Origin of the sequence: Ancylobacter sp. WKF20, assembly GCF_029760895.1 — a bacterium.
In the GTDB taxonomy this organism is placed as follows: Bacteria; Pseudomonadota; Alphaproteobacteria; order Rhizobiales; family Xanthobacteraceae; genus Ancylobacter.
Window position 1 is genome coordinate 3,388,471 of the sequence record NZ_CP121679.1, and the last position, 25,511, is coordinate 3,413,981.

Here is a 25,511-nt window from a genome sequence, read left to right on the forward strand (position 1 = left end):
AATCTACGCGGTGACTGGCCGGCGCATTAGAGGCCCGCCTTGCTTGTCGCGATGAGCCACGCTCATGAATGGGCGGTCAGAGCGGGCTGACAACCACGCGCTCCACCGCCCCGGCGCAGAGGGTCGTCCTGGCGCGGTTCATGCCGGAGCCGGACATATCCTCGTCCGCCGCGAGACCGGCGGCCACCGACGCATCGTCATCGTGGCGGCCGGGCGCGACGACCACGACGGGGGCGCCGACATCCTGCGCCACGCGGTCGCCCGCCGCGCTGTTGGGGAAGCACTGGACGAAAACGGCCGCGAGCACGATGGCCGCGAGCAGATAGCTCGTGCCGATGCGCCGGCCGTCGATGACATAGCGGTCGGGTTCATAGGACATGGTTTTTCTCATCCGTGGTGAGTGGCCCCCCAGCCGAAAATGTCGATCCCGCCCATCTACGTATGCGCGGCGGCGTTCGCACGCCGCTCGCCGAGATGTGAGCGGGTGGCGCTCAGCGCCGCGCCGTGGCGGTCAGCGGGAAGCGCCCGCGTGTCAGCAGCGGCGTCACCCCGCCCTCAAGCCGCCCCAGCCGGATCAGGCCGGGGGAATAGCGATAGCCGGCGTAATAAAAGACGAGATTGCCCCAGGGCGCGTAATAGGCGAGGTCGCCGGGCGCCTCTTCGGCGAACGGCCCACTCCCGGCCTCGGTGAGCTTGCACGGCAGATAGGCGATCTTCTCATTGGTCGCGTAGTCGTCGATCACCAGATCGAGCGGCAGCATCGCGGCGAACTCACGCGCCGCCGGCGTGTCGAACAGCGTCGCGGTGAAGGCGTGTTGGTCAAAGGCGAAGTCGACTTTCATGAACGCTCTCTCCGCGACCTGGCCAAGCGCGGGGCGTGCGCCGGCCGCAAGCGGCATGGCGACACCCATGGCAACCAGCCCCAACGCTCGCCGGCGCGTCATCACCCTCGTCACGGTTTGCCTCTCCACGGCACGACCGCCCCTGCGCAGCGGGGACGGCCAGCCTCCCGGTTGTTCCGACCCTCAATCTAACGGCGGAGGCGGCGCTGGATTAGAGGCTGGCTTCGGCATGGAGATATGAGCGCCGGTCATCAATCGAGCCCCGCGTCATCCGCCATGACGGGTAATAGGCTCGTGACCGCCGGATCATCGCCAACGCCCGCGACGCCGCTTCCTACCTTGCATTCATGAGGTACAATAGACCCTCTCTTATGATGAGGGTTCATGGATGGCGCGCGAGAACATCAATGACCTGCTGGCCTTCATCGCCGTGGCGCGGGAGCGCAGCTTCACGCGCGCCGCCGCGCGCATGGGCGTCTCGCAATCGGCGCTGAGCCACACCATCCGCCAGCTCGAGGCGCGCCTCGGCGTTCGCCTGCTGACGCGCACCACCCGGGCCGTCTCGCCCACGGAGGCCGGCGAGCGCCTGCTGGAGGGCATCGGGCCACATTTCGACGAGATCGAAGCCCAAGTCGACGCGCTGAATGCGCTGCGCGACAAGCCCGCCGGCACCATCCGCATCAGCGCCTCGGATTACGCCATCAGCAGCGTTCTCTGGCCGAAAATCCAGAGCTTCCTGCCCCGATTTCCCGACATCAAAGTCGAACTCACCCTCGATAACGGGCTGACCGATATCGTGACGGAACGCTTCGATGCCGGTGTGCGCATGGGCGAGCAACTCGCCAAGGACATGATCTCCGCCCGCATCGGGCCGGATTTTCGTTTCACCGTCGTGGGTTCGCCCGGCTATTTCGCCGCGCATCCGCGGCCCTCGCACCCCGAGGAACTCGTCCAGCACCGCTGCATCAATTACCGCTTCCAGACCTCAGGCGGCCTCTGGGCCTGGGAGTTCGAGAAGGACGGCCGAGAGCTCAAGATCCGCGTGGACGGCCAAGTGGCCTTCAGCAACATCTTCCACGTGCTGGACGCGGCCCTTGGCGGCGCCGGCCTTGGCTTTGTGCCGGAGGAGATCGCGCGCGATCACATCAGCGCCGGTAGGCTCATTCCCGTGCTGGAGGATTGGTGCGCCTATTGGGACGGCTTCTATCTCTACTACCCCAGCCGCCGCCAATCCTCGCCGGCCTTCGTGGCGCTTGTCGAAGCCCTGCGCCACCGCACGTGAGGCGCGCCGTCTCTGGCTTGATGACGTGCCCGTCTTTCTCGACGCAGTCGATACCGGCCGCGTCGCGCATGCACTGCTCGGCGCAGCCTGACGCTGGCGATCGCCTGAACGTCTACGCTCTCGGCCCACCATAGGGCGGAAATGGAGCGGGCCTCAGACCACCATGTCGGCGAATGACCGATGCAATTGATGAGAGGAGCTCATAACGACGCGCGTTATCGAACGACTAGTGGCACGGGGCCACCCTCCTCACACTCCATCCCACGCCAGGTTCAACGTGATGGAGACACGCCATGACTACCTCCACTGATAAAGCGCCGACCGCCCCTACGCCTCGGGATGACAGCCTTGATCGCCGCACGATGCTGAAGGTCGCCGGTGCTGGCCTCGCCGCCGTCGGTCTCACCTCCCTGCTGGATACCACCGAGGCGACCGCGCAGGACATGTCGCGCGGCGCGGCGAATTTCTACACCAGCGACAGGGTCACGCTGCAAAAAGTTATCTTCAAGAGCCAGTACCGGATGGATGTCGCCGGCAACCTGATCGTGCCGAAGGACATCAACCGCAGCGCCCGCAACCCCGCGATCATCGTTGGCCATCCTATGGGGGCGGTGAAGGAACAGAGCGCGACGCTCTACGCGACGAAGATGGCCGAACAGGGCTTCGTGACTCTCGCCATCGACCTGCCCTTCTGGGGCGAGAGCGCCGGCGAGCCGCGCAACATGGTCTCGCCGGATCTCTATGCCGAGGCGTTCAGCGCCGCTACCGACTATCTCGGCACCCAAGCCTTCGTCGACCGCAACCGCATCGGCGTCATCGGCATCTGCGGTTCGGGCAGCTTCGCCATCAGCGCCGCGAAAATCGACCCGCGGCTCCGCGCGGTCGCGACCGTCTCGATGTACGACATGGGCGCCGCCAACCGGAACGCGCTGAACCATTCGCTGACCCTGGAGCAGCGCAAGGCCATCATCGCCGCCGCCGCCGATCAGCGCTATGCGGAGTTCGAAGGCGGGGAGGTCGCGGTCGCCGGCGGCACCGATCTCGTGCTCACCGCTGACACCCACCCGATCCAGCGCGAGTTCTACGATTTTTACCGCACGCCGCGCGGCGAGGTCACCCCGGCCGGCGCGTCCCCGCTTCGGACGACGAAGCCGACGGTGACCAGCAATGTGAAGTTCATGAATTTCTATCCCTTCAACGACATCGAAACGATCTCCCCGCGTCCGATGCTGTTCATCAGCGGCGACCAAGCGCATTCGCGCGAGTTCAGCGAAGATGCCTACAGGCGGGCCGCCGAACCGAAGGAACTGATCTGGGTGGCCGGTGCCGGTCACGTCGATCTGTACGACCGCGTGGATCTCATCCCCTTCGACAAGCTGACGAGCTTCTTCAGCCAGCATCTGTCCGCCTGAGCGGGACGCTCGCATCAGGGACAGCTCTCGGCGGCGCGCCTCCGGGCGCCTCTCGGGCCGATCGCTCCATCAGTTCATCGGACGGGAGCGCGGCATCTGCCATCGTCCGATGACGAATACGACGCTCCGGGCTGTGCGACGGCGCTCCCGCACGACGCCGCAGCAGACCGTAATCCGCCGCCGTCGCCAAGCTGCGAACCGCGGTCGCGTTTCAACGAAAGACCCGTCTCAATGAACATCGCCATCGTGTTTGATAGTGGCTATGGCCACACCGCCAAGCTCGCCCGCCATGTGGCGGAGGGCGTCGCCCGGGTGCCTGGGGCCAAGGCAACCCTTTTCGCCGTGGCCGACGGCCCCGTCGACTGGGCCGCGCTGGCCGCCAGCGACGCCATCATCTTCGGATCGCCGACCTATAACGGCCTCATCTCCGCGCGCCTGAAGAGGTTCATGGAAGATTCAACTGGCACCGCCTGGATGCCACAGGCCTGGCGCAACAAGATCGCTGCCGGCTTCACAAATTCCGGTGCCGTTCACGGCGACAAGCTCAACGCCCTGGTGTCTCTGGCGCTTTTCGCCGCCCAGCACGGCATGATCTGGGTCGGCCTCGATATCTTTCCCGGCAAGACCCAGAACGACCTGAACCGTCTCGGTAGTTGGCTCGGTGCGATGGCGCAGTCGGACGACGCGCCGGCAGAGCTGACCCCCATCGACAGCGACCTGCGGACCGCGGCCTATCTCGGCCAGCGTGTCGCCGAGGTCACGGCGCAGTTCCTTAAGGGCAGGGCCTGATCGCCCCATCGGGAAATTCCACGCCGGACGCGGCCGGATGAGAGCGCCGATCACATCCGGCCGCGGCTCGCGGACGAACCAACGCAGAAAGCGCCCCGAGGGGCGCTTGCTATACGTCTGATTTTCTTTTGGAAAATTGGAGCGGGCGATGGGATTCGAACCCACGACCCCAACCTTGGCAAGGTTGTGCTCTACCCCTGAGCTACACCCGCTCGCTCCGTGTTCTGAAGCTCCGGTCTTGCCGGCGCCCCCGAACGGGCCGTCTCTATGCCCCAGCCTCGGGCGGATTGCAACGGGGTTTTTCAGCTTTTCTCACCGGCCGATGACGGCCGGTGGAAAACTCCCCGCGGGTCGCTCACACCGCCCGCTCGGTGAAGGCGTCGGCAAGGCGCGCCCCGTCGCTTGCCCGCTCCAGCCGGCAGCGATGCACCAGAACGCCCTCCCCGCGCCGCGCCGCGAGCCAGCGCACGAGGATCCGCTCACCGGGATCGACATTGCCGTGAAAGAACACCTCGCGTCGACGCGTGACGGCACGCGGCGCGCGGCGGCCGTCGAGATGCCACTCCGCCCGGTCGAGAAAACCGACGAAGCTGGAGAAGTAGAGAAAGCCCGCGCCGTTGAAATCCTGCGCCGGGCAGGGGTCGATCTCGAATCGGCCCTCCCCTTCCAGGCTCGCGAGATCAAAGCCGAAATGCGTGCCCAGCCGGCCCGCCCGCAGATCCGCCGCGCGGGTGGCAAGCTCGTTCGGTGCGTCGATCACGGGCGGGAAGCCGTCCAGCGCCACGCGGGCGACGGCATGGTTGCTCCCGCCGCTGCCGCGCCGGACGAAGACCGAGACCAGTTCGATCTCGCCGAGACAGACGCCCTGCCGCAGCAGGCGGTGTCGGCTGGCGCATTGGGTGCGGGAGATGCGCCGCAGGCTGGAGCGGATGACCAGACGGTCATTCTCCCCCAGCGCATCGAAGGCGGCCTGGGCGACCGACAGCGCGCAGAAGGCGGCATAGACCGGCGCCCCGTCGCCATCGCGGAAATCCGGCACGGCGCGCCCGGCCATCTCCGCCAGCAGCATCCAGTGGCGATGGCCGAGCTCCTTGAGCAGCCAGCTCTCCGAGAGGCCGGCCAGCGAGAGCTGCGGCATGCCGAGGATGAGCGAGACCTCGCCCGTCACCTCACGCGCGAGGTGGCCTGGGGCGGCGGCAGGGATGGCCTCGTCGAGCTCCAGCGGCCCCAGTGGTCGGTTCATGCCGCGCTGTCCTGCCCGGCGCGGGCGAGCTGCGCGGCGATATGATCGACGAGGAAGGCCGCGTCGCGTCCCACGCTGCCGAAGCGGCCGGAACCCCAGGTGTGCAGCCAGGGCAGGCCAAGGAAGTAGAGCCCCTCGCGCGCCGTCACGCCGCGCCGGTGCTGCGGGTGGCCCGCGCCGTTGAAGACGGGCGCGTCCAGCCAGCGGAAATCCGGGCGGAAGCCGATGCACCAGACAATGGCGGTGATCCCCGAGCCGGCGAGATCGAGCGTGCCGCGCTCGGCCGGCGGCTCCCACACCGGCGTGTAGACGCTGGGCGGCGGCGCCGCGATGGCGTTGTCAGTGATGTGCTTGTCGATGGCGGCGTTGATGCCGTTATAGGTGCGGTCGGCATCATCCAAGGCCTGCCGGAGGTTTTCCTCGAACAGCAGCGAACCGCCGTCGAAATCGCGCAGCACGCCATACAGCTCCATGCCCTCGCGCGCGAATTTGCGCAGGTCGATGTCGCGCCCGCCATCGCGGCCGGTGACGTAATGGTTGGTGTTGTCGCGCACGCCCTCGCGCAGCGGGTGCTTCTCCACTGGCATGTCGTAATAGCCCATATCCGCGAGCCAGGTGACGACGTCCCGGCCTCGGTAGAAGCGGGCGCAGCGCGGCGCGTCCCCCACCGCCAGATGCACCTTGCGGCCGGCGAGGTGGAGATCCTCGGCGATCTGCGCGCCGGACTGACCGGAACCGACCACCAGCACCGCGCCGGGCGGCAGCTGGTCGGCGTTGCGGTACTGCGCCGAGTGGATCTGGGCGATGGAGGCGGGCAGGCGCTCGGCCATGCGCGGAATGATCGGCTCGTGATAGCCGCCGGACGCCGCAATCACATGATCGGCGCTGAAGTCGCCGGCGCTGGTTGAGATGAGGAAGCCGCCCTCGGCGCGCGGCGCGACGCGGCGCACGCTCACCCCCTCGCGGATCGGCGGGTCAACCTTGGCGCGGAAGCCGGCGAGATAGGCGCGGATCTCATCCTTCTTCATGAAGCCGTCCGGCTCCGGCCCATCATAGGGATGGCCGGGCAGGTCGCATTGCCAGTTGGGCGTCACCAGACAGAAATTGTCCCAGCGCTGGCTCTCCCAGGCGTGCATCGCCCGGTTCTTCTCCAGCACGAGATGACCGATGCCGCGCTGGCGCAGATGATAGGAGGCCGACAGCCCCGCCTGGCCGCCGCCGACGATGACGACCGGATGATGCTCGATGCGGTTCTCATTCATGCGGGTGTCTCCGCGAGGCGGCGCTCACGCGTCGAAGGATTCGACGGCGACGCGGGCCTCCGATTGCGTGGAAAAAGAGCGGCCGGCGTTTTCCAGCCGGGCGAGCTGCCCGAGGGCGCGTGAGCAGGGGAAGCCGTATTTCGCCTCCACCCGCTCGCTGGCGATCATCAGCGCCGTGCGGGAGCGGGCGAGGAAATCGTCGAGCGCATAGGTCTCGCCCGGCGTCAGATAGTCCTTGATGATGAGCGAAGGCGAGTAGCACGGCTCGCGCGTGCCATCGGGCCAGCGGATGGTGAAGGTCATCTCAGGCATGGTGAAGCTCCGCAGGGGCAGCCGCAGCGAGGGCGCGGTAGGCGGGAAGGTGGGCGCGGGCGACGGTGAGCCAGTCATGCCGGGCCGCCGCGCGCGGACCCTGCGCGGCGAGACGGTTGGCGAGTTCCGGGCTCAAGGCGGCGGCCAGCGCATTGGCGATGGAGGCGGGGCTCTTCGGGTCGCACCAGACCGTCTCGTCCTCGCCGATATGCTCGGTGAAGGGCGCGATGCGCGAGACGACGGTGGGGACGCCGCAGGCCATCGCCTCCAGGGCGACGAGGCCGAAGCCTTCATTGAGCGAGGCGAAGGCCAGCACATCGGCGAGGCGGTAGAGGGCGGGCATGTCGGCCTGCGCCAGCGCGCCGGTGCGGATCACCGCGTCACCGGGCAGGCCGGAGGCGGCAAGGCGCGCGGCGAATTCCGCCTGATAGGCGTGATGGTCCAGTACGCTCGCGCCGCCGGCGATGACGAACTGCGCGCGCGGGTGGAGTGCGCGCAGCTGGATGAAGCCCTCCAGCATGGCGAGCGTGTTCTTGCGCTCCTCCACGCCGCCGACGCTGAGGATGATGGGACCGCCGCCGAGGCCGAGCGTGCGGGCGAGCCCCGCCTCCCGGCCATCCGGCAGCGGAGTGAAGCGCGCCGTGTCGATGCCGTTGCCGACGAGATCGGGCGCCAGGCCGAACAGGACGGCGAGCTTGTCCTGCCAGAGATGGCTCACCGCGAAATGTCGGTCCGCCGTGACGATGGCGCGGCGCTGAAGCTCGGCCAGCGCCGGGTCGCGGAAGCTGTCGACGTGATGCACCGTGCGGGCGAAACCGGGGATGAGGCCGCGCTCCGTCAGCGTCGCCAGCGCATTGCCGGAAATGCCGTCCTGCGCGTGGAAGACATCGAACCGCCGGTGCGCGGGGGCCTCGAAATGGCGGATGTAATCGGCCATGCGGATGCGCACCATCTCCGTCACATCCGCGCCAACCGGCGAGGCGGGCACGCTGACCGTTCCACACAGCGTCGGGCGGAAGAAGCCGGCGCCCTTGGCATCCGGCGCGTGGACCACCGCCTCATGGCCGAGCCGGGTCAGCGCGTCGCCCAGCTCCAGCGCATGGACGACGCCGCCGCGCGGGTTGGTGGAATGGGCGAGGATGGCGATGCGCAGCGGGCGGGAGGCACTCATGCCGCATCCTCCGCGCGGGGTGCCAGGGGACCGCAGCCGATGAGCGGGCGGGCGGCGAAATCCCAGATGGTCTCGCGCGCCGCGCCGTTCAACACGGTGACGCGCCGATCCGCGGTGACCCGGCCAATAGCTACAGCGGCGATGCCGCGCGCCTGAAAGGCCTGACAAATAGCCGGCTCATTATCGGGGGTGGCGGTGAGTAGGTAACCGTAGCTCGGGAAGCTCATCAGCCAACGCGCCGGGTCCACCCCCTCCGGCGCCGGCACGCGGGCAAGGTCGATCTCGATCCCCACGCCCGAGGCTTCCGCCAGCATAGCGCTGGTGCCGACCACGCCGCCCTGGCTGATGTCCTTGGCGGCGCGGGAGAGGCCGGCCTCGGCGATCTCGGGCAGCAAAGCGAGGTCGCCGCGCAGCCGCTCGGCCGGAGCGTCGGTGGCGGCTTCCCAGTTGGAGAACGGTTCGCGGTAGCGCCCGCGCAGATCGATGGCGGCGATCAGCGTCTCGCCCGGCTGCGCGTCGAAGGAAGTCAGCAGGCGCTTCGCCCGCCCGAGAATGGCAACGGAGAGCTGGCCGCGATCGGTCTTGAGATTGGTGTGGCCGCCGACGACGGGGACGCCGAAGCGCTCCGACGCCGCGCGCAGGCCCGCCAGAACCGGCGACGCCTCCTCCTCGCCCTTCGCCCATACCGCATCGACCACGGCGAGCGGGCGCCCGCCCATGGCGGCGATGTCGGAGAGGTTGACCATCACCCCGCACCAGCCGGCGAACCACGGATCGCCGGCGACGAACTCGTTCATGAAGCCTTCAATGGCGAGAAGCAGCCAGCCCTCGCCATCGGGAATGGCGGCACAGTCGTCGCCCACCCGTATGTCACTCGTGCCGCCGATCCCCAGCCGCGCGGCGGCGAGCGCGATATCGGCCTTGGCCGCCATGCCGGCCGACGCCCGCAACTTGGCGACGATGCCGGCAAAGGCATCCGGGCCGAGCGGCAAGCCCCCGCGCGCGCTCATGCCGCCCTCCGCACGCTGCCTGCCCGCGCCAGCGCGTGGAAGCCGGTCTCGGCATCGAGGATCGGCGGATAATGAGCGAGGTCCGCCTGCATGAGCAGATGCGGGCGGCCATGGAGCTCCTTCTCCTCGACGATGTTCCAGTGCAGCCGGCGGAACAGCAGGCCGTTCTGGCTCTGCACATGGGCAAGGAAGCGGGTACAGCCGCGCGCATGGGCGGAGGACACGGCAAGCCGGATCAGCGCCGCGCCGAGCGGCCCGACCTTGCGATAGCCTTCCGCCACGGCGAGGCGCGAGCCCCACCACAGGCCGGGCTCGGCTTCATGGATGCGCACCGTGCCGACCACATCGTCGGCCACCAGCCCGAGCATGGAAACGGCGACGATGGGAATGGCGACGGCGTCGATGGCGTCACGGTCGTCGCCCGCGAACAGGCCCTGCTCCTCGCAGAACACTTCATGGCGCAGACGCGCGGCGCCGCGCTTCTCCCAGGTGGCGGTGGCGAACTTCACCTGGAAATCGGCGGCGCGGAAGGCGTCGAAGGGCCCATACATCATGCGCAGCCCCCCATCGCGCCGGCCATACTGCCCCGGCGCTCATAGGTGGAGAGCGCCGAGCATGCGCCGCATTTGGCGCAGCCGGCCTTGGCGTCGATGGATTTCAGCCCGGTCGCCAGCAGCATGCCCGAGAGCGGGCCGAGGATGGAATTCATGAAGGCCGGCGTGGGCGTCGGGTGGCTTTCCAGCGGCGTGCCGGAAATCGGCACGAAGGGCACGACGAAGGGATAGACGCCGATCTTGGTCAGCCGGTCGCAGATGGCGAGGATCTCCTCGCGCGTGTCGCCGAGCCCGGCGAGGATATAGGTCGAGACCTGCCCGCGCCCGAACACCGGCACGGCGGCGGCGAACGCCTCAAAGTAGCGTTCCACCGACACCTGCGCCTTGCCGGGCATGATCGTCTGCCGCACCGGCTCGCTCACCGCTTCCAGATGCATGCCGAGCGCGTCCGCCCCCGCCGCGAACATCCGGCCGAACCAGGCATCGTCATCGGGCGGCTCGCACTGCACCTGGATCGGCAGGTCCACCGCCGCCTTCACCGCCGCGACGCTCTCGGTGAGGATCGCCGCGCCACGGTCCTTGCCCGGCGGGGTGCCGGTGGTCATCACCATGTGCTTGACGCCATCAAGCTCCACCGCCGCCTTGGCGACTTCCGCGAGCTGGGCGGGGGTCTTGCGCTCGATGGTGCGGCCGGCCGCCAGCGACTGGCCGATGGCGCAGAACTGGCAGGTCTTGGTGCGGCTCTGATAGCGGATGCAGCTTTGCAGCACCGTGGTCGCCAGCACGTCGCGCCCATGCAGCACGGCGATCTTGGAATAGGGAATGCCATCGGCGGTGGAGAGGCCGTAGAATTTCGGCTGAAGCGGGAACGACACCTCGCCCAGCACCAGCCCGTCGCGGCTGATGCGCGAGCGACCATAGGCGTCGGGCCGCTCCACCAGATAGGGGCTCTCGAAGGCCGGCGCGGTGTGGACGGGGACCATGACGGTCATGCCGTCAATGGTCATCGCCTTATGGTCGGACGGTCCAGCACCACCCCGGCGCGACTCGGCGCCGGCACGGGGATCAACCAGCCGCACCCCGTAGGACTGCAACTCGTTGATCAGGTGCTCCGTCGGCATCGGCTGGAGATCGGTCGCGGGATCCATCGGCTTCATCGAACGCACTCCCGGTGCTGGCGAGGAAGGGCGCGGCCTGCCGGTGCAGCGGCACGGCGGGCCGGTCGTCGAGATTGAGGCTGAGCAGTTCCGGCCGGGCGTAATGGCCGACCGAATCCATCATCCGCTTGCGCTTGGTGATGAGCGCCATGTCGAGATCGGCGATGAGAATGCCCTCGCCGGAGATGAGCGGGGGCACGACATGGCTGCCCTCGGGCGAGATGATCGCCGTCATGCAGCCGCCGATGAGCGCCTTGCGCAGCCGCTCATCCGGCGAGATGCGGGTGATCTGGTCCTCGGTCAGCCAGCCGGTGGCATTGACCACGAAGCAGCCCGATTCCAGCGCGTGGTGACGGATCGTCACCTCGATCTGCTCGGCGAAGATCGGCCCGACCAGCGAGCCGGGGAACTGCGCGACGTGGATTTCCTCGTGCTGGGCCATCAGCGCGTAGCGGGCGAGCGGGTTGTAATGCTCCCAGCAGGCCAGCGCGCCGACGCGTCCCACAGCCGTGTCGGCCACCTTGAGGCCGGCGCCGTCGCCCTGCCCCCAGATCATCCGCTCATGGAAGGTCGGCGTGATCTTGCGGCGCTTGAGCTTCAGGCTGCCATCGGCGTCGAAGATGAGCTGGGTGTTGTAGAGCGAGCCATGGTCGCGCTCATTCACCCCCAGCACGACCACGACACCGAGGCGGCGGGCGGAGGCCGCCACCGCCTCGGTCACCGGGCCGGGCACGAGCACCGCCTGCTCATAGAGCCGCAGATGCTCCGCCCCGGTCAGCACCGGGGGCAGCACGAAGGAGAAATAGGGATACCAGGGCAGGAAGGTCTCCGGGAACACGACAAGCCGCGCCCCCTTGCCTGCTGCCTCCTCCAGCGCGGCGAGCACGCGGGTGAGCGTGCCCTCCAGGCTGTCGAGGTCCGGCGCGATCTGCACCGCGGCGGCGCGGACGATGCGCTTTGCCGGGGCTGTCATGTCTGCCATTGCGGCCTCCTCTGGCCTTGGCCGTCGTCCCGGACGGCGGCAGGGCCGCCGTTCCGGGATCGCACTGTCATCGGCATCCGATCCCGGCTCTCGGCCGGGATCACGGGAACCCGTCAGAGCGTCCGGATCACAGCGTCCACGTGTGGAGCATGAAGGCGTTGTCGCGCCGGTGGACGAGGATGATGTCGAGCACGTCGAGCGGGCTGATCGGGATGACGCCGGGGATCAGCGCGCCTTCGCCATGGCCGTAGAGCGCCTGCAGGGCGAAGCGGCAGGCATAGACCTTGCCGCCGTCATTGATGATCTTCTCGATGCGGCCGTTGAAGTTGAGATGGCCGGGAAACGCCTCGTCGCCGAGCTTGGGGAAGCCGCGCTGCACGCCGAGCGTGACGCCCGGCCCATAGAGCAGCACCGAGGTCTCGAAGCCCTTCTGGATCAGGCGCGAGGCCTGCAGCAGGTTGACGAGGCCGATCGAGCCCTCAAACGCCACGGTGTGGAAGGTGACGAGCGCCTTCTCGCCGGGGGCGGCTTTGACGTCCTCGAACTTCTTGTCCTCATAGTCGACCAGAACATCGCCCTTCTGGTGGGCCGGAACGGTAATGGTGGCCATGTCGCTCTCCTCAGGTGAACAGGGGACCGGCGCTTGCCGGCTCACAGCCGAAGAATTGCAATCAATGTGCCAATTGATGGTTTGAACAAAGAATCAGCAAAACAATCAATTTACATTCAATAATACATACAATCGAAACCCGGCCGGCTCTTTCTACCTGTTGAAAAAAGCGGCGGACGCTTAACGAAAAGGCCCGGCTTTGCACGATTCCAGCGCAGGCGCCCGTGCGGCTTACGGGCAACTACCTATGCAGCAAGTTGTGGACCAGAGGTGACAGAGACCGGATGCAACATTATACAGTCAATTCAGAACCGCATGGATTCGGCGCTCACGGGCGCCTGACGGATTGACCGATGGCCGACTGGATTCCCGACCTTTCCCGCTCCGACAAGCCGCGCTATCTGGCCATCGCGGACCTGATCGCCGACGACATCCGCGCCGGCCGCCTCGCCATTGGCGACCGTCTGCCGCCGCAGCGCAAGCTCGCGGCAAAGCTCGACATCGACTTCACCACGGTGGCGCGCGGCTATGTCGAGGCGCAGAAGCGCGGCCTGGTGGAATCACGCGTGGGCCAGGGCACCTTCGTCACCGGCCTGCCCCGCCCCAAGGCCCGCCCCGCCTCGCCCGCGCGGCCCTCCAGCGTCGACCTGTCGATGAACCTGCCGCCCGAGCCGGACGATCCGGCGCTGATCGCGCGGATGCAGGAAGGCCTTGCCGAGGTCGGGCGCGATCTGGTAGCGCTGCTGCGCTATCAGGGCTTCGGGGGCACGCGGTCGGACAAGGACGCCGCCTCGGCCTGGCTCGGCCGGCGCGCGCTGGTGCCCTCGCAGGAGCGCATCTTCGTCACGCCCGGCGCACATCCGGCGCTGCTCGGCATTCTCGGTTTGCTGGCCAAGCCCGGCGACACGGTGCTGTGCGAGGCCGTCACCTATCCCGGCGCGCGGGCGATTTCCGCCCAGCTCGGGCTGCGCCTTGTCGGCTTGCCGATGGATGCGGAGGGCATCGACCCCGATGCTTTCGCGCAGGCCTGCCGTGAGCAGGCCCCGAAGGCGCTCTACCTCAATCCGACCCTGCACAACCCGACCACGCTGACCATTCCCGAATCGCGGCGCACCGCCATCGCTCAGGTCGCCCGGCGCTTCGGCGTGCCGATCGTCGAGGATGACGCCTATGGCTTCATCCCCGCCCATGGCCCGGCCCCGCTCGCCGCCATCGCGCCCGACCTCACCTGGCATGTGGCGGGCCTTGCCAAATGCATCGGCGCCGGGCTGCGCACCGCCTATGTCGTGGTGCCGGAGGCGCGGGCCGGCTACCCCTTCGCGGCGGCGCTGCGCACGGCCAATGTCATGAGCTCCCCGCTCACCGCTGCGCTGGCGACGCGCTGGATCGAGGACGGCACGGCCGACACGCTGCTGCGCTTCATCCGCGCGGAGACGCAGGCCCGGCAGGCACTGGCAAGCGAGATCCTGCCCGCCGGCTCGTTCCGCGCCGACCCGCTCGCCTTCAATCTCTGGATCGACCTGCCCGAACCCTGGACCCGCTCGGCCTTTGTCGGCCACATGCGCACCACCGGTATCGGCGTGGTGGCGAGCGACGCCTTCACGGTCGGCGGCACGGCAAGCGAGGCGGTCCGCGTCTGCCTCGGCGGCCCGGCGAGCCGCGCGCAGATCCGCTCCGCGCTCGACTTCATGGCCCACGCGCTGGAGGAATCGCCGGAGGTCGTGTCGGCGGTGATGTGAGGGCCTATCAAGGGGCCAGCGCCACCAGGCCACCGTCATGGCCGGGCTTGGCCCGGCCATCCACGCCTTCATTGCGTGAGAACGACATCTGACGAGCAAGTCGTGGATCCCCGGGCCAAGCCCGGGGATGACAAGGCGGGCAATGCTCGTCTGAGGTGCCCCCGCCGGGTGGCCTCGAAGCACGCAGCCCCTTCACACCGCCGCGCGCACGCCGGCGACGAACGCCTCCACATCCTCGCCCTTGGTGGCGAAGGAGGTGACGAGGCGGATGACGCCCGGGCCCCAGCGGTCCGAGTAGAAGCGGAAGCCCCGCGCCAGCAGCGCGTCGATGGTCGCCTGCGGCAGGCGCACGAACAGCATGTTGGCTTCCGCCGGCTCGATGATCTCGATGCCGGCGATGGCGCGCAGCCCCGCCTCCAGCCGCCCGGCCATGGCGTTGGCGTGGCGGGCATTGGTGAGCCAGAGATCGTTCTCCAGATAGGCGTCCATCTGCGCCGCGAGGAAGCGCATCTTGGACGTGAGGTGCCCCGCCCGCTTGCGGCGGAAGGCCATTTCCTGCGCCTTCGCCGGATCGAACAGCACGACAGCCTCGACGCCCATCGCGCCATTCTTGGTGGCGCCGAAGGAGAGCACGTCCACCCCCGCCTTCCACGTCATCTCGGCCGGCGTGATGCCGAGCGCCACCAGCGCATTGGCGAAGCGCGCGCCATCCATATGCAGCGTCAGCCCGGCGGCACGGGCAACAGTGCCGATCTCGTTCAGATGATCGCGTGAATAGAGCGTGCCGAGCTCGCTCGCCTGGGTGATCGACACGCAGGCCGGCTGGACCCCATGCACGTCGCCCTTGTTCATCTGCGCGGCAGAAGCGAGCGCCTGCGGATCGAGGAGGCCGCGCGCGCCGGCCACATGCACAAGGCGCGCGCCGGCGCCGAAGAACTCCACCGCGCCGCACTCATCCTTCTCGATATGTGCGTCGCCATGGCAGAGCACCGCGCCCCAGGGCGGGGTGAAGGTGGCGAGCGACAGCGCATTGGCCGCCGTGCCGGTGGACACAAGGAACACCGCCACCTCGCGCTCGAAGACCTCGCTCAGCCGTTGCTCGACGCGGGCGGAGATCGCATCGGCGCCATAGGAATACATGGCTCCGACATTGGCGGCGGACAAAGCGGCGAGGATGTCGGGCGAGACGCCCACGCCATTGTCGCTGGCGAAATAGGGCGGGGCGGCGGAGGACGTATCGGACACGGGGGGAACCTGAGGGCTGGACGGGGCTGGCGCATTCCTAATCCCGCGCACCCGCGCCGCCCATTCAATTTTGAGCATTTTCGAGCGAAGTGGGTACCGGTTCGCGTGAAGAAAATGCGTGAGGGCAAAAGCTCCAGCCGCAACCTTACCGATGGCGGGGCAGCAGCCGGGAGCTAGACTGGCGCCATGAGCACGCCCGCCGTTTCCCCCGCCCATGTCGTCGCCGATCAGGAGCCGGTTTTCGCCCTGCTGGCCGATCCGGCAACGCATGGGCTCGCTGACACCGTGTCCCGGATCGACACCCATGGCGCGGCCGTCTTCCTCGCGGGCCATGACGTCTACAAGGTGAAGCGCGCCGTGCGTTTCCCCTTCATGGACCTGTCGACACTGGACAAGCGCCACGCCGCCTGCGCGCGCGAGCTGGAGGTGAACCGGGCGACCGCGCCCGGCCTCTATCTCGACCTGGTGCCGATCCGCCGCGACGGGGCCGGGCTGCGGCTCGGTGGCGACAAGGGCACCATTGTCGAATGGGCGGTGCATATGCGCCGCTTCGACGAGCACGCGACGCTGGATCGTCTACCCGCCGACGCCCTCACGCCGGCGCTGATCGACGCGCTGGCGCGAGCCGTCCATGCCGCTCATGAGCGGGCGCCCCGCCATGTCGAGGTCGATTCAGCCGGCGAACTCGCCAAGGTCGCGAGCGGCATCGTCGCCGGGCTGCGCGAGAGCCCGGATATCTTCGCCCCGCCCCGCGTGGCGGCGCTTGCGACGGCGTTCACCGACCGTCTGGCGCGCCTGTCCCCTCGGCTTGACCGACGCGCCCGCGCGGGCGAGGTGCGGCGCGGCCATGGCGATCTGCATCTGCGCAACATCGCGCTGATCAATGGGGCGCCGGTGCTGTTCGACGCGCTGGAATTCGACGAGGCGCTGGCCACCACCGACCGGCTCTATGACCTCGCCTTCCTGCTGATGGATCTCGGCCAGCGCGGGCTGACCCTTCCGGCCAATCGGCTGCTCAACCGCTATCTCGCCGCCGGCGGTGACGCCCCGCCCTATGACGGGCTGGCCGCCCTGCCGCTGTTCCTCGCCTTGCGCGCCGGTATCCGCGCGCAGGTGACGGCGGCGGCGCTGGCGCTGCGCGACGGCCCGGCGAAACGGGCGGCCGAAGCCGAGGCCCTCGCCTATCTCGGCCATGCCGAGACGGCGCTGGCGCCCCGCCCCGCCCGGCTGGTCGCGGTCGGTGGCCTCTCCGGCACGGGAAAGAGTACACTCGCCACCCGGCTCGCCCCCGCCATTGGCCCGCTGCCCGGCGCGGTGCATTTGCGCAGCGATGTCGAGCGCAAGCGCCTCGCCGGGGTGGGGGAACTCGACCGCCTGCCGCCGGATGCTTATACGCGGGAGGTGACCGAGGCGGTCTATGCAACGCTGCGCGAGCGCGCCCGTGCGGTGCTGGCCGCCGGCCATGGCGTGATCGTCGATGCCGTCCACCAGCGCGACGACGAACGCGCCGCCATCGAAGACGTGGCGCGCGAGGCGGGCGCGGCCTTTACTGGCCTGTGGCTCGAGGCGCCGCTCGACACGCTCACCGCCCGCGTCGAGGGGCGGCGGGGCGATGCGTCGGACGCCACGGCCGCCGTGATGGCGCAGCAGGCGGCGCGCGATTGCGGCAGCGTCCGCTGGCACCGCCTCTCCACTGCCGGTGGCAAGGAGGCGACGCTGGTCGAGGCCCGGCGCCTGTTGCCCTAGCCGGCGCCATTCCCCTTCCAGCCGAGCAGCCGCAGGGCGTTCGCGGTCACCAGCACGGTCGCGCCGGTATCGGCGAGAATGGCCGGCCACAGCCCGGTGACGCCGATAATGGTGGTCACCAGGAACACCGCCTTCAGCCCGAGGGCGAGGGTGATGTTCTCATGGATGTTGCGCATGGTCTGGCGCGACAGGGCGATCATCGCCGCGACGTCGCCGACGCGCCCATGCAGCACCGCCGCTTCCGCCGTCTCCAGCGCCACATCCGTGCCCCCGCCCATGGCGATGCCGACATCGGCGGCGGCAATAGCGGGCGCGTCATTGATGCCGTCACCGACCTTGGCGACGGTAAATCCCTCGCGCTTCAGCTCGCCGACGATGCGCTGCTTGTCGGCCGGCATCAGCCCGGCGCGGACCTCGATACCGAGGTCGGTGCCCACCGCCTGCGCGGTGCGCTCATTGTCCCCGGTCAGCATCACCGTGCGGATGCCCGCGGCCTTGAGCGCCGCAAGGCCCGACGCCGCATCCGCGCGCGGCTCGTCGCGCAGGGCGAGAAGGCCCGCCACCGCGCCATCCGCCACCAGCACGGCGACGGTCTTGCCGGCCGCGTTCAGGCGGGAAATAGACGCCTGCTGATCGGCCGTCAGCGGGGCCCGCGCGGCGGCCGCCTTGGGCGAGCCAAGGAACAGCGCCGCGCCCTCCACCGTGCCGCTCACACCCTCGCCCCCCAGCGCCGCCGCCCCGCCGACCTGCGGGATCGACAGGCCGCGCGCGGCGGCCTCATTGAGGATGGCGCTCGCCAGCGGGTGGCTGGAGCCCGCCTCCAGCGCGGCGGCGCGGGCGACGAGTGCCGCCTCATCCCCGGCAAAGGCGATGACGTCCGTCACCTTCGGCTTGCCCTCGGTCAGCGTGCCGGTCTTGTCGAGCGCCACCGCATTGACGAGGCGCAGCCGCTCCAGCACCGCGCCGCCCTTGATCAGCAGGCCGCGCCGCGCCCCGGCGGCGAGACCGGCGGCAATGGCAGCCGGGGTGGAGATCACCAGCGCGCAGGGGCAACCGATGAGCAATATGGCGAGGCCCTTATAGATCCACTCATCCCACGCCGCGCCAGCGAGCAGCGGCGGCATCACGGCGACGAGCGCGGCGAGCAGCACCACGAAGGGCGTGTACCAGCGGGCGAAACGGTCGATGAAGCGCTCGGTCGGCGCCTTGCTCTCCTGCGCCTCCTCCACCAGCCGCACCACGCGGGCAATGGTGTTGTCGGAGGGCTCGGTCGTGGCACGTATGGTCAGCGCCGCCTCACCATTCACCGTGCCGGCGAACACGGCGTCACCGACCGCCTTGGAGACGGGAACGCTCTCGCCGGTAACGGGCGCCTCGTTCACGGAACTCACGCCTTCGGTCACCAGGCCGTCGGCCGGGATGCGCTCGCCGGGCCGCACGAGGATCAGCGCGCCGATGGTGAGGCTCTCGGCCGGCACCTCGCGCGTCGTGCCGTTCTCGATCAGCCGCGCGGTCTTCGGCACCAGCGCGGTCAGCGCGCGGATGCTGGCGCGGGCGCGGCCGGCGGCGACGCCCTCCAGCAATTCGCCGATGAGGAACAGCACCACCACGGCGGCGGCTTCCTCGGTGGCGCCGATGATGACCGCGCCCACAGCGGCGATGGTCATCAGCATCTCGATGGAGAAGGGCGTGCCAGCGAGCGCCGCCATCACCGCGCGGCGGGCGACCGGCAGCACGCCGACCAGCAGCGCGGCGATGAAGAACAGATGCGCATAGGCCGGGATCAGGTGGCCAAGGCCATAGGCGAGACCCAGCGCGAGGGCGCAGGCCAGCGTCAGCCGCGCCTTGCCGCTCTGCCACCACAGCCGGTCGGTCGGCAGGTGATTATGGGCGTGGCCGGGCGCCTCAAGAGCGGGCACGGTGGTGGTGCTCACATGTCCGGCATGGTCGTGGCCGCCACCATGGGCATGGTCGTGGCCGTCGTGGTCATGACCTGCGTGGTCATGATGCTCATGATCGTGCCCGGCGCATCCGGCGTCGGCGGACGGCGCGGGCTCCGCCGTCGGGGCGCCCGCGAGCGGCACGATGCCATAGCCGAGGCCGGCGACGCGCTTTTCCAGCACGGCAAGGTCGGCCCCGTCATGCTCGACGGTCAGCGTGCCGGCGGTCACCGAGACCGACACCTCCGCCACTTCCGGCAGCCGGCGCACCGCCGTGTCGATCTTGGTGGCGCAGGACGCGCAGTCCATGCCGTCGATACGGTAGCGGGTTTTCAGCAGGGCCATGGCATCACCTCTCGCCTCTTGTGCTGCGATGGGCGGCACCCTAATTCCTCTAGTGACTAGAGGAGCAAGTGGGAAAATGAGGACAGGCGAGGACGGTCCCTTCACCATTGGCGAGGCAGCGCGGGTGAGCGGGGTGAAGGTGCCGACCATCCGCTATTACGAGTCCATCGGCCTCTTGCCCCGCCCGCCGCGCACCGAAGGCGGCCGGCGGGCCTATGACGGGGCGGATCTGCGCCGCCTCGCCTTCATCCGCCATTCGCGCGAGCTGGGCTTCGAGATCGAGGCGATCCGCACGCTGCTGCATCTACAGGACGATCCCGACCAGTCCTGCGCCGCCGCCGACGCCATTGCCCGCCACCGGCTGGAGGAGGTGGAGCGGCGCATCGCCGGCCTCAAGGCCCTGAAGACCGAATTGGAGCGGATGATCGAAGGCTGCGCCCATGGACGGGTCGACCAGTGCCGGGTGATCGAGACGCTGGCGGATCACGATCTTTGCCGCCACGATCATCACGCCCCCGCAACGGCGGTGCCCACGCACTGACGGGCGCGGCATACTGCGCGGGCGAATCGCCCGCCCGCGCGGCCGGGCCAGCACGGATGAGCGCCATGAACGCGTCGATCACACAGGTAGCCACCAGCCCCGAGGGCGAGGCGATCGAGGAAGTCACGCTGCACGGGCCGGATGGCACGCGGGCGCGGGTGCTGAGCTGGGGCGCGACGCTGCGCGATCTGGAAGTCCCGCTGATCGACGGGCGGCTGCGCCGTGTCGTGCTCGGTTTCGAGGACGCGGCGAGCTACATCGCCAACCCGCCCTATCTCGGCGCCACCTGCGGGCGCGTCGCCAACCGCATCCGCGACGGGCGCTTCACCCTCGACGGCACCACCTACGATGTCGGCCGCAACGAGGCGGGGCGCACCCATCTGCATGGCGGCGCGCGCGGCTTCTCGCACCGGAACTGGCGGATCGAGATGGCAAGCGCCGACGCGGTGACGCTGGTGCGCCGCTCGCCCGATGGCGAGGAAGGCTATCCGGGCACGCTGGATCTACGCTGCACCTATCGGCTCGAGGCCCCCGCGACGCTCGCCATTACGATGACCGCGACCACCGACGCGCCGACGCCGGTAAACCTCGCCCACCACTCCTATTTCACGCTCGATCCGGCCGGCTCGGTGCGTGAACTGGAGGTCGAGATCGCCGCGCAGCATTACACACCGGTCGATGCCGATCTCATTCCGACCGGCGACATCGCCCCCGTGGCGGGCACGCCCTTCGACTTCACCACGCCACAGCGCCTCGACGCGCGCGGCACCTTTTACGACATTAATTACGCGCTGGACGGCGCCACGGGTGGCGCGCCGCGTTTCGCCGCCCGCGCGGTGAGCGCCCGGTCGGGCTTGCAGCTTGAAGTGTTCACCGACGCACCGGGGCTTCAGCTCTATGACGGCTTCCACCTCAAGCCGACACGGCATGGACTTGGCGGCCACCGCCACGGGCCCCATGCCGGGCTGTGCTTCGAGGCGCAGACCTTCCCCGATGCGGTGCATCAGCCGGGCTTCCCCTCCCCCTGGCTGAAGCCCGGCGAGACCTATAGCCAGGCGACGCAATACCGCTTCGGCGGGCGGAACCTGCGGCCAAGCGACGGGGAGAGGTAAATAAGTAGCGAGCGGCGCGTCTGACCTTCCACCACCCGGCGCGACGCGCTATGCAAGTCATGCGAGCAGCAGGTGCAAGCTGCTACCGGGCGGCATTCCATGAACCGACGCGGCTTTCTCGCCGGACTGACAGCCGGCCTGACGGGTAGCATGGTCGCGAGGGGCGCCGCGCGCGCGCAGACAGCCGCCTCCTCGCCCGCGCTGGAAAGGCTGACGCTCTTCGTGCCCACCTCCCTTGGCGGCGGCGCGGCCCGCTGCGCCACCGCGATCGGGGACGCACTACGCGCGGAAGGCCTCGTGCGTCAGCTCGACACCGTCTATGCTCCAACGGAAATCAGCGCCGCGCTGGCACGCTTCCTCGAGCTCGGGCGTGGGCCGGACGATGTGATCATGGTGATGGGCGCGAGCCTCATCGGCGCCGGCATCCTGCAACGCGCGCCGCTGGAACTGGTGCTGCGCACGCCGATCGCCCGCCTCGCCTTCGAGCACCTCGTCCTCGCCGTGGCGTGGAACTCGGACATCGACACGCTGAAGGAACTGACCATCGGTCTCAAGCTGGAGCCCGCCACCATCCGCTTCGTCGGTGGAGCGCGGGGGGGTGTGGAACACTTGCTGGTGGCTGATCTGGCCAGTCAGTCCGGCGTCGAGCCGCAGCGGCTCGCCTATGAGCCGCGACCACCGGGCGAGACCTCCGGCGCGCAGATCTTCAGCGGGCAGGCGAGCTGCGCGGTGGGCGGGCTCAGCGAGCTTCAGCTCGACATCAGCCTCGGCCGGCTGCGTGGGCTGGCCATCTCCTCCTCGCAGCGCCTGCCGGGGGTGAACATTCCCACCTTCGGCGAGATGGGCGTGGACATACGCTTGGATAATTGGCGGGGGATCTTCGCCCCGCCGGAAGCCCCGCCGGAGCAGCGGCAGCGGCTTGCGGGGCTGATCGCCCGGCTGATCCAGACGCCAAGCTGGCGGGCAACGCTGTTCCAGCACAACTGGATGAGCGCCTATCTGCCGATGCCGGCCTTTGGCGACTTCGTCACCGCGACCCTCGCCCAGACCCGCCGGCAGCTCGCCGAGTTCGGCCTGAGCTGAGCCTTATCAAGGGCTTAGGCCGTGGCGATGGCCGGCGCGGGGCCCATGACGAAGCTGCCGCGTGCCTCGCGCACCGCGCCGGCGATGAAATCCTCGACCTCGCGGATGCGCCTGAGCTCATGGATGTCGGCATGGGTGACGAGCCAGTAGGCGCGGCGAAAACTCACTTCCGGCAATAGCCTGACCAGCTCGGGATGGGCCCGCGCGGCATAGTCGTGGAGGATGCCGACACCGGCGCCGGCCCGCACCGCCTCCATCTGCCCGACCACGCTGGCGCATTCCAGCCGCCGCGCCTCGATCTCGCGAAACGCCTCGAAATAGTCGAGCGCCGGCGAGTAGACGAGGTCCGGCACATAGGTCACCAAGAGGCAGCCAGTCAGTGCAGTGAGGTGGACGATCGGGCCAGTGCGATCAAGATAGTCGCGCGTGGCGTACACGCCCAGGCTGTAGTCGGTGAGCTTGCGCGCCACCAGCCGCCCCTCGGTCGGGCGCTGCAGGGTGACCGCGACATCCACCTCGCGCTTGGGCAGCGAGAAGCTGCGCGGCAGGGGCGCGAGCTGGATGGTCATGCCGGGATGCTCGTCGGCCAGCTTGCCGAGGCGCGGGGCGAGGAAATAGGTGCCGAAGCCGTCCGGCGCGCCGATGCGCACCGTGCCGGCGAGCGCGAGGTCGACATTGCCCAGCGCCGCCTGCGCCTGCAGCATCTCGGTCTCGATCCGCTCGGCATGGGCGAGCAGGCGCTCGCCGGCGGGGGTGAGCGCGCTTCCCGTGGTGCGCCGCTCGATCAGCTTGGAGCCGAGGCCGGCCTCCAGCGCGCCGAGCCGGCGCCCGACGGTGGCATGGTCGAGCCCGAGCTGGCGCGCCGCCGCCAGCATCTGCCCGGCCCGCGCCACGGCGAGGAAGATGCGCAGGTGATCCCAGTCCAAACCCGCCCCCTTGAGTTCTCTTGAGCCCATGCCCGCACAACGGATGATGAAACATCGTCGTTGAAGTGCGCTCATTCCACAAGCACAACCATCGTCACAGGCAACAGACAAACCGAAGGGAAAACGCCATGGCGGTTATCGGCCATTACATCGGCGGCAAGGTCGTGAACACGGCGGGGCGCACCGCCCCGGTCTTCGATCCCTCGACCGGCGCGCAGTCCGGCGAGGTGCTGCTGGCCTCCACCGCCACGGTGGGCGAGGCGGTAGCGAACGCCGCCAAGGCCTTCCCGGCCTGGGCCGACACCCCGCCGCTGACCCGCGCGCGCATCATGTTCAAGTTCAAGGCGCTGCTGGAGCGCGACATCGACGCGCTCGCCACCGCCATCACCAAGGAACATGGCAAGACCTTCGAGGACGCCAAGGGCGAAGTCACCCGCGGCATCGAAGTGGTCGAGTTCGCCTGCGGCATCCCGCATCTGATGCGCGGCGACTTCACCGAGCAGGTGGCGCGCGGCGTCGACGTGTTCTCGGCCCGCCATCCCCTCGGCGTGGTCGCCGGCATCACCCCGTTCAACTTCCCGGCCATGGTGCCGATGTGGATGTTCCCGGTGGCGCTCGCCTGCGGCAACGCCTTCGTGCTCAAGCCCTCCGAGAAGGACCCGTCCGCCTCGCTGCTGCTGGCCGAGCTGCTCTCGGAAGCCGGCCTGCCGGCCGGCGTGTTCAACGTGGTGCAGGGCGACAAGGAAGCGGTCGACGCGCTGCTCACCCACCCGGACATCGCCGCGGTGAGCTTCGTCGGCTCCACCGCCATCGGCGAATATGTCTACAAGACCGCCTGCGCGGCTGGTAAGCGGGCGCAGGCGCTGTGCGGCGCCAAGAACCACCTCGTGGTGATGCCCGACGCCGATCTCGACAAGACCGTCGACGCGCTGATGGGCGCCGGCTACGGCTCGGCCGGCGAGCGCTGCATGGCGGTCTCGGTCGCCGTGGCGGTGGGCGGCGTCGGCGACGCGCTGCTCGAAAAGCTCGTGCCGAAGGTGCGCGCGCTGAAGGTCGGCCCCGGCCTCGACCCGGACAGCGAGATGGGCCCGCTCGTCACCAAGGAGCACCTCGCCAAGGTGCGCGGCTATATTGACGACGGCGTCGCCGCCGGCGCCAAGCTCGTGGTCGACGGGCGCGATCTCAAGCTGCAGGGCTATGAGAACGGCTATTTCCTCGGCGGCACGCTGTTCGACAACGTGACCCCGGAGATGAAGATCTACAAGGAAGAGATCTTCGGCCCGGTGCTCTCGGTGGTGCGCGTCGACCGCTATGACGAGGCGCTGAAGCTGGTCAACGACCACGAATATGGCAATGGCGCCGCCATCTTCACCCGCGACGGCGATAGCGCCCGCGCCTTCGACCGCGACGCCAAGGCCGGCATGATCGGCATCAACGTGCCGATCCCGGTGCCGGTGGCGTTCCACTCCTTCGGTGGCTGGAAGCGGTCGATCTTCGGGGATCGCAACGTCTACGGCATGGAAGGCGTGGGCTTCTACACCAAGATGAAGACCACCACCGCCCGCTGGCCCACCGGCATCCGCGAAGGCGCCCAGTTCGTCATGCCGACGACGGGCTGAGGGAGGCTTTTCCCGCCTACACGGGAGCCCGCTCTCTTAACCTCTCCCCGTTGGGGAGAGGGAGTTTGCCGCACGGCGCGGCCGTCATCCCCGGGCTTGGCCCGGGGATCCATGACTTCTTGCGTTCAGCGCCAAAGACGTGGATGGCCGGGCCAAGCCCGGCCATGACGGCGTTCTGGGAAGGTCGCTCCCCCGCACGGCGTCATCCCGGACGGCCGCAGGCCGATCCGGGATCGTGCGCCGCTTTTCAGCGCCACTAGAGCGCGCCGCTCCGCAGCCGATCCCGGCTCTTCGCTTCGCTCCGGCCGGGATGACGATCTTTTATTGAGCCGTCCCCGCCATGACGGCGTTTCACGAGGATTGGGCGCGCCAATCGGGCTGTCGGCCTCCTGCACCTCTCCCCGATGGGGAGAGGGAGTATGCCCCACCACACGACGTCATCCCCGGACTTGATCCGGGGATCCACGACTTCGACCGCGCGCGCGGCGCCAAAGACGTGGATGGCCGGGCCAAGCCCGGCCATGACGGCGTTCTGGGAAGTTCGCTCCCCCGCACGGCGTCATCCCGGACGGCCGCAGGCCGATCCGGG

General features: G+C 69.0%; 23 protein-coding genes and 1 tRNA gene. 9 read left to right on the forward strand and 15 right to left on the reverse strand.

Features of this window, described 5'->3' with window-relative positions; all coding sequences use genetic code 11:
• Nucleotides 1–76: 76 nt before the first annotated feature.
• Together AncyloWKF20_RS15575 and AncyloWKF20_RS15580 are read right to left on the reverse strand one after the other, a co-directional pair.
• Nucleotides 77–379, reverse strand: a complete 303-nt coding sequence (locus tag AncyloWKF20_RS15575; protein ID WP_279314919.1) for a hypothetical protein — start codon at nucleotides 377–379, stop codon at nucleotides 77–79.
• Nucleotides 380–491: 112 nt separating this feature from the next.
• Nucleotides 492–842 carry a cyclophilin-like fold protein gene (locus AncyloWKF20_RS15580; protein WP_347710379.1) on the reverse strand — a complete coding sequence of 117 codons (351 nt, stop codon included), beginning with the start codon at nucleotides 840–842 and terminating at the stop codon, nucleotides 492–494.
• Between the two features lie 388 nt (nucleotides 843–1,230).
• On the opposite strand from AncyloWKF20_RS15580, the gene AncyloWKF20_RS15585 reads away from it, so the two are divergent.
• The 3 genes from AncyloWKF20_RS15585 to AncyloWKF20_RS15595 all read left to right on the forward strand — a co-directional run bounded on the left by AncyloWKF20_RS15585 (nucleotide 1,231) and on the right by AncyloWKF20_RS15595 (nucleotide 4,325).
• Nucleotides 1,231–2,124: a LysR family transcriptional regulator gene (locus AncyloWKF20_RS15585; protein ID WP_279314920.1), complete on the forward strand. Its 894-nt coding sequence runs from the start codon at nucleotides 1,231–1,233 to the stop codon at nucleotides 2,122–2,124.
• Nucleotides 2,125–2,417: 293 nt separating this feature from the next.
• Nucleotides 2,418–3,536, forward strand: a complete 1,119-nt coding sequence (locus AncyloWKF20_RS15590; protein ID WP_279314921.1) for an alpha/beta hydrolase — start codon at nucleotides 2,418–2,420, stop codon at nucleotides 3,534–3,536.
• Nucleotides 3,537–3,767: 231 nt separating this feature from the next.
• Nucleotides 3,768–4,325: a flavodoxin family protein gene (locus AncyloWKF20_RS15595; protein WP_279314922.1), complete on the forward strand. Its 558-nt coding sequence runs from the start codon at nucleotides 3,768–3,770 to the stop codon at nucleotides 4,323–4,325.
• 137 nt (nucleotides 4,326–4,462) lie between these two features.
• On the opposite strand, the gene AncyloWKF20_RS15600 is transcribed toward AncyloWKF20_RS15595, so the two are convergent.
• From AncyloWKF20_RS15600 to AncyloWKF20_RS15645, 10 genes are all read right to left on the reverse strand, one after another.
• Nucleotides 4,463–4,537 (reverse strand) — tRNA-Gly (locus AncyloWKF20_RS15600).
• A gap of 143 nt (nucleotides 4,538–4,680) precedes the next feature.
• Nucleotides 4,681–5,568, reverse strand: coding sequence for a Pnap_2097 family protein (locus AncyloWKF20_RS15605; protein WP_279314923.1), 888 nt, complete (start codon nucleotides 5,566–5,568; stop codon nucleotides 4,681–4,683).
• Entirely contained in the window at nucleotides 5,565–6,830 is a 1,266-nt protein-coding gene (locus tag AncyloWKF20_RS15610; protein ID WP_279314924.1) for an MSMEG_0569 family flavin-dependent oxidoreductase, read from the reverse strand. Before AncyloWKF20_RS15610 ends, AncyloWKF20_RS15605 begins: the two co-directional genes overlap by 4 nt.
• A gap of 24 nt (nucleotides 6,831–6,854) precedes the next feature.
• Complete coding sequence (locus AncyloWKF20_RS15615; RefSeq protein WP_279314925.1) at nucleotides 6,855–7,142, reverse strand: MSMEG_0570 family nitrogen starvation response protein; 288 nt, start codon at nucleotides 7,140–7,142, stop codon at nucleotides 6,855–6,857.
• On the reverse strand, nucleotides 7,135–8,313 hold the full coding sequence (locus AncyloWKF20_RS15620; protein ID WP_279314926.1) for an MSMEG_0565 family glycosyltransferase: 1,179 nt from the start codon (nucleotides 8,311–8,313) through the stop codon (nucleotides 7,135–7,137). Before AncyloWKF20_RS15620 ends, AncyloWKF20_RS15615 begins: the two co-directional genes overlap by 8 nt.
• Nucleotides 8,310–9,323, reverse strand: coding sequence for a sll0787 family AIR synthase-like protein (locus tag AncyloWKF20_RS15625; protein ID WP_279314927.1), 1,014 nt, complete (start codon nucleotides 9,321–9,323; stop codon nucleotides 8,310–8,312). Before AncyloWKF20_RS15625 ends, AncyloWKF20_RS15620 begins: the two co-directional genes overlap by 4 nt.
• Complete coding sequence (locus tag AncyloWKF20_RS15630) at nucleotides 9,320–9,877, reverse strand: MSMEG_0567/Sll0786 family nitrogen starvation N-acetyltransferase (RefSeq protein ID WP_279314928.1); 558 nt, start codon at nucleotides 9,875–9,877, stop codon at nucleotides 9,320–9,322. Before AncyloWKF20_RS15630 ends, AncyloWKF20_RS15625 begins: the two co-directional genes overlap by 4 nt.
• Entirely contained in the window at nucleotides 9,874–11,025 is a 1,152-nt protein-coding gene (locus tag AncyloWKF20_RS15635; RefSeq protein WP_279317996.1) for an MSMEG_0568 family radical SAM protein, read from the reverse strand. The genes AncyloWKF20_RS15630 and AncyloWKF20_RS15635 overlap by 4 nt, the downstream gene beginning before the upstream one ends.
• Complete coding sequence (locus AncyloWKF20_RS15640; protein WP_279314929.1) at nucleotides 10,943–12,016, reverse strand: Nit6803 family nitrilase; 1,074 nt, start codon at nucleotides 12,014–12,016, stop codon at nucleotides 10,943–10,945. The genes AncyloWKF20_RS15635 and AncyloWKF20_RS15640 overlap by 83 nt, the downstream gene beginning before the upstream one ends.
• A gap of 127 nt (nucleotides 12,017–12,143) precedes the next feature.
• The gene (locus AncyloWKF20_RS15645; protein WP_279314930.1) at nucleotides 12,144–12,626 is read right to left on the reverse strand and encodes an MSMEG_0572/Sll0783 family nitrogen starvation response protein; all 483 of its coding nucleotides are present in this window, start codon (nucleotides 12,624–12,626) and stop codon (nucleotides 12,144–12,146) included.
• Between the two features lie 353 nt (nucleotides 12,627–12,979).
• On the opposite strand from AncyloWKF20_RS15645, the gene AncyloWKF20_RS15650 reads away from it, so the two are divergent.
• Nucleotides 12,980–14,365, forward strand: coding sequence for a PLP-dependent aminotransferase family protein (locus AncyloWKF20_RS15650; protein ID WP_279314931.1), 1,386 nt, complete (start codon nucleotides 12,980–12,982; stop codon nucleotides 14,363–14,365).
• 192 nt (nucleotides 14,366–14,557) lie between these two features.
• On the opposite strand, the gene AncyloWKF20_RS15655 is transcribed toward AncyloWKF20_RS15650, so the two are convergent.
• Entirely contained in the window at nucleotides 14,558–15,610 is a 1,053-nt protein-coding gene (locus AncyloWKF20_RS15655) for a low specificity L-threonine aldolase (protein WP_279314932.1), read from the reverse strand.
• 186 nt (nucleotides 15,611–15,796) lie between these two features.
• On the opposite strand from AncyloWKF20_RS15655, the gene AncyloWKF20_RS15660 reads away from it, so the two are divergent.
• On the forward strand, nucleotides 15,797–17,356 hold the full coding sequence (locus tag AncyloWKF20_RS15660) for a bifunctional aminoglycoside phosphotransferase/ATP-binding protein (protein WP_279314933.1): 1,560 nt from the start codon (nucleotides 15,797–15,799) through the stop codon (nucleotides 17,354–17,356).
• Here the strand turns inward: AncyloWKF20_RS15660 and AncyloWKF20_RS15665 are convergent.
• On the reverse strand, nucleotides 17,353–19,641 hold the full coding sequence (locus AncyloWKF20_RS15665) for a heavy metal translocating P-type ATPase (protein WP_279314934.1): 2,289 nt from the start codon (nucleotides 19,639–19,641) through the stop codon (nucleotides 17,353–17,355). The two genes, AncyloWKF20_RS15660 and AncyloWKF20_RS15665, sit on opposite strands and share 4 nt — an antisense overlap.
• Nucleotides 19,642–19,717: 76 nt before the next feature.
• On the opposite strand from AncyloWKF20_RS15665, the gene AncyloWKF20_RS15670 reads away from it, so the two are divergent.
• The 3 genes from AncyloWKF20_RS15670 to AncyloWKF20_RS15680 all read left to right on the forward strand — a co-directional run bounded on the left by AncyloWKF20_RS15670 (nucleotide 19,718) and on the right by AncyloWKF20_RS15680 (nucleotide 22,377).
• Entirely contained in the window at nucleotides 19,718–20,182 is a 465-nt protein-coding gene (locus AncyloWKF20_RS15670; protein WP_279314935.1) for a helix-turn-helix domain-containing protein, read from the forward strand.
• A 65-nt stretch (nucleotides 20,183–20,247) separates the two neighbouring features.
• Nucleotides 20,248–21,294 (forward strand): galactose mutarotase, encoded by a 1,047-nt coding sequence (locus tag AncyloWKF20_RS15675; protein ID WP_279314936.1) that lies wholly within the window; start codon nucleotides 20,248–20,250, stop codon nucleotides 21,292–21,294.
• Nucleotides 21,295–21,444: 150 nt separating this feature from the next.
• Nucleotides 21,445–22,377 carry a tripartite tricarboxylate transporter substrate-binding protein gene (locus tag AncyloWKF20_RS15680; RefSeq protein WP_279314937.1) on the forward strand — a complete coding sequence of 311 codons (933 nt, stop codon included), beginning with the start codon at nucleotides 21,445–21,447 and terminating at the stop codon, nucleotides 22,375–22,377.
• 14 nt (nucleotides 22,378–22,391) lie between these two features.
• On the opposite strand, the gene AncyloWKF20_RS15685 is transcribed toward AncyloWKF20_RS15680, so the two are convergent.
• Nucleotides 22,392–23,303: a LysR family transcriptional regulator gene (locus tag AncyloWKF20_RS15685; RefSeq protein ID WP_279314938.1), complete on the reverse strand. Its 912-nt coding sequence runs from the start codon at nucleotides 23,301–23,303 to the stop codon at nucleotides 22,392–22,394.
• 128 nt (nucleotides 23,304–23,431) lie between these two features.
• On the opposite strand from AncyloWKF20_RS15685, the gene AncyloWKF20_RS15690 reads away from it, so the two are divergent.
• Nucleotides 23,432–24,922 carry a CoA-acylating methylmalonate-semialdehyde dehydrogenase gene (locus AncyloWKF20_RS15690; protein ID WP_279314939.1) on the forward strand — a complete coding sequence of 497 codons (1,491 nt, stop codon included), beginning with the start codon at nucleotides 23,432–23,434 and terminating at the stop codon, nucleotides 24,920–24,922.
• Nucleotides 24,923–25,511 lie beyond the last annotated feature (589 nt).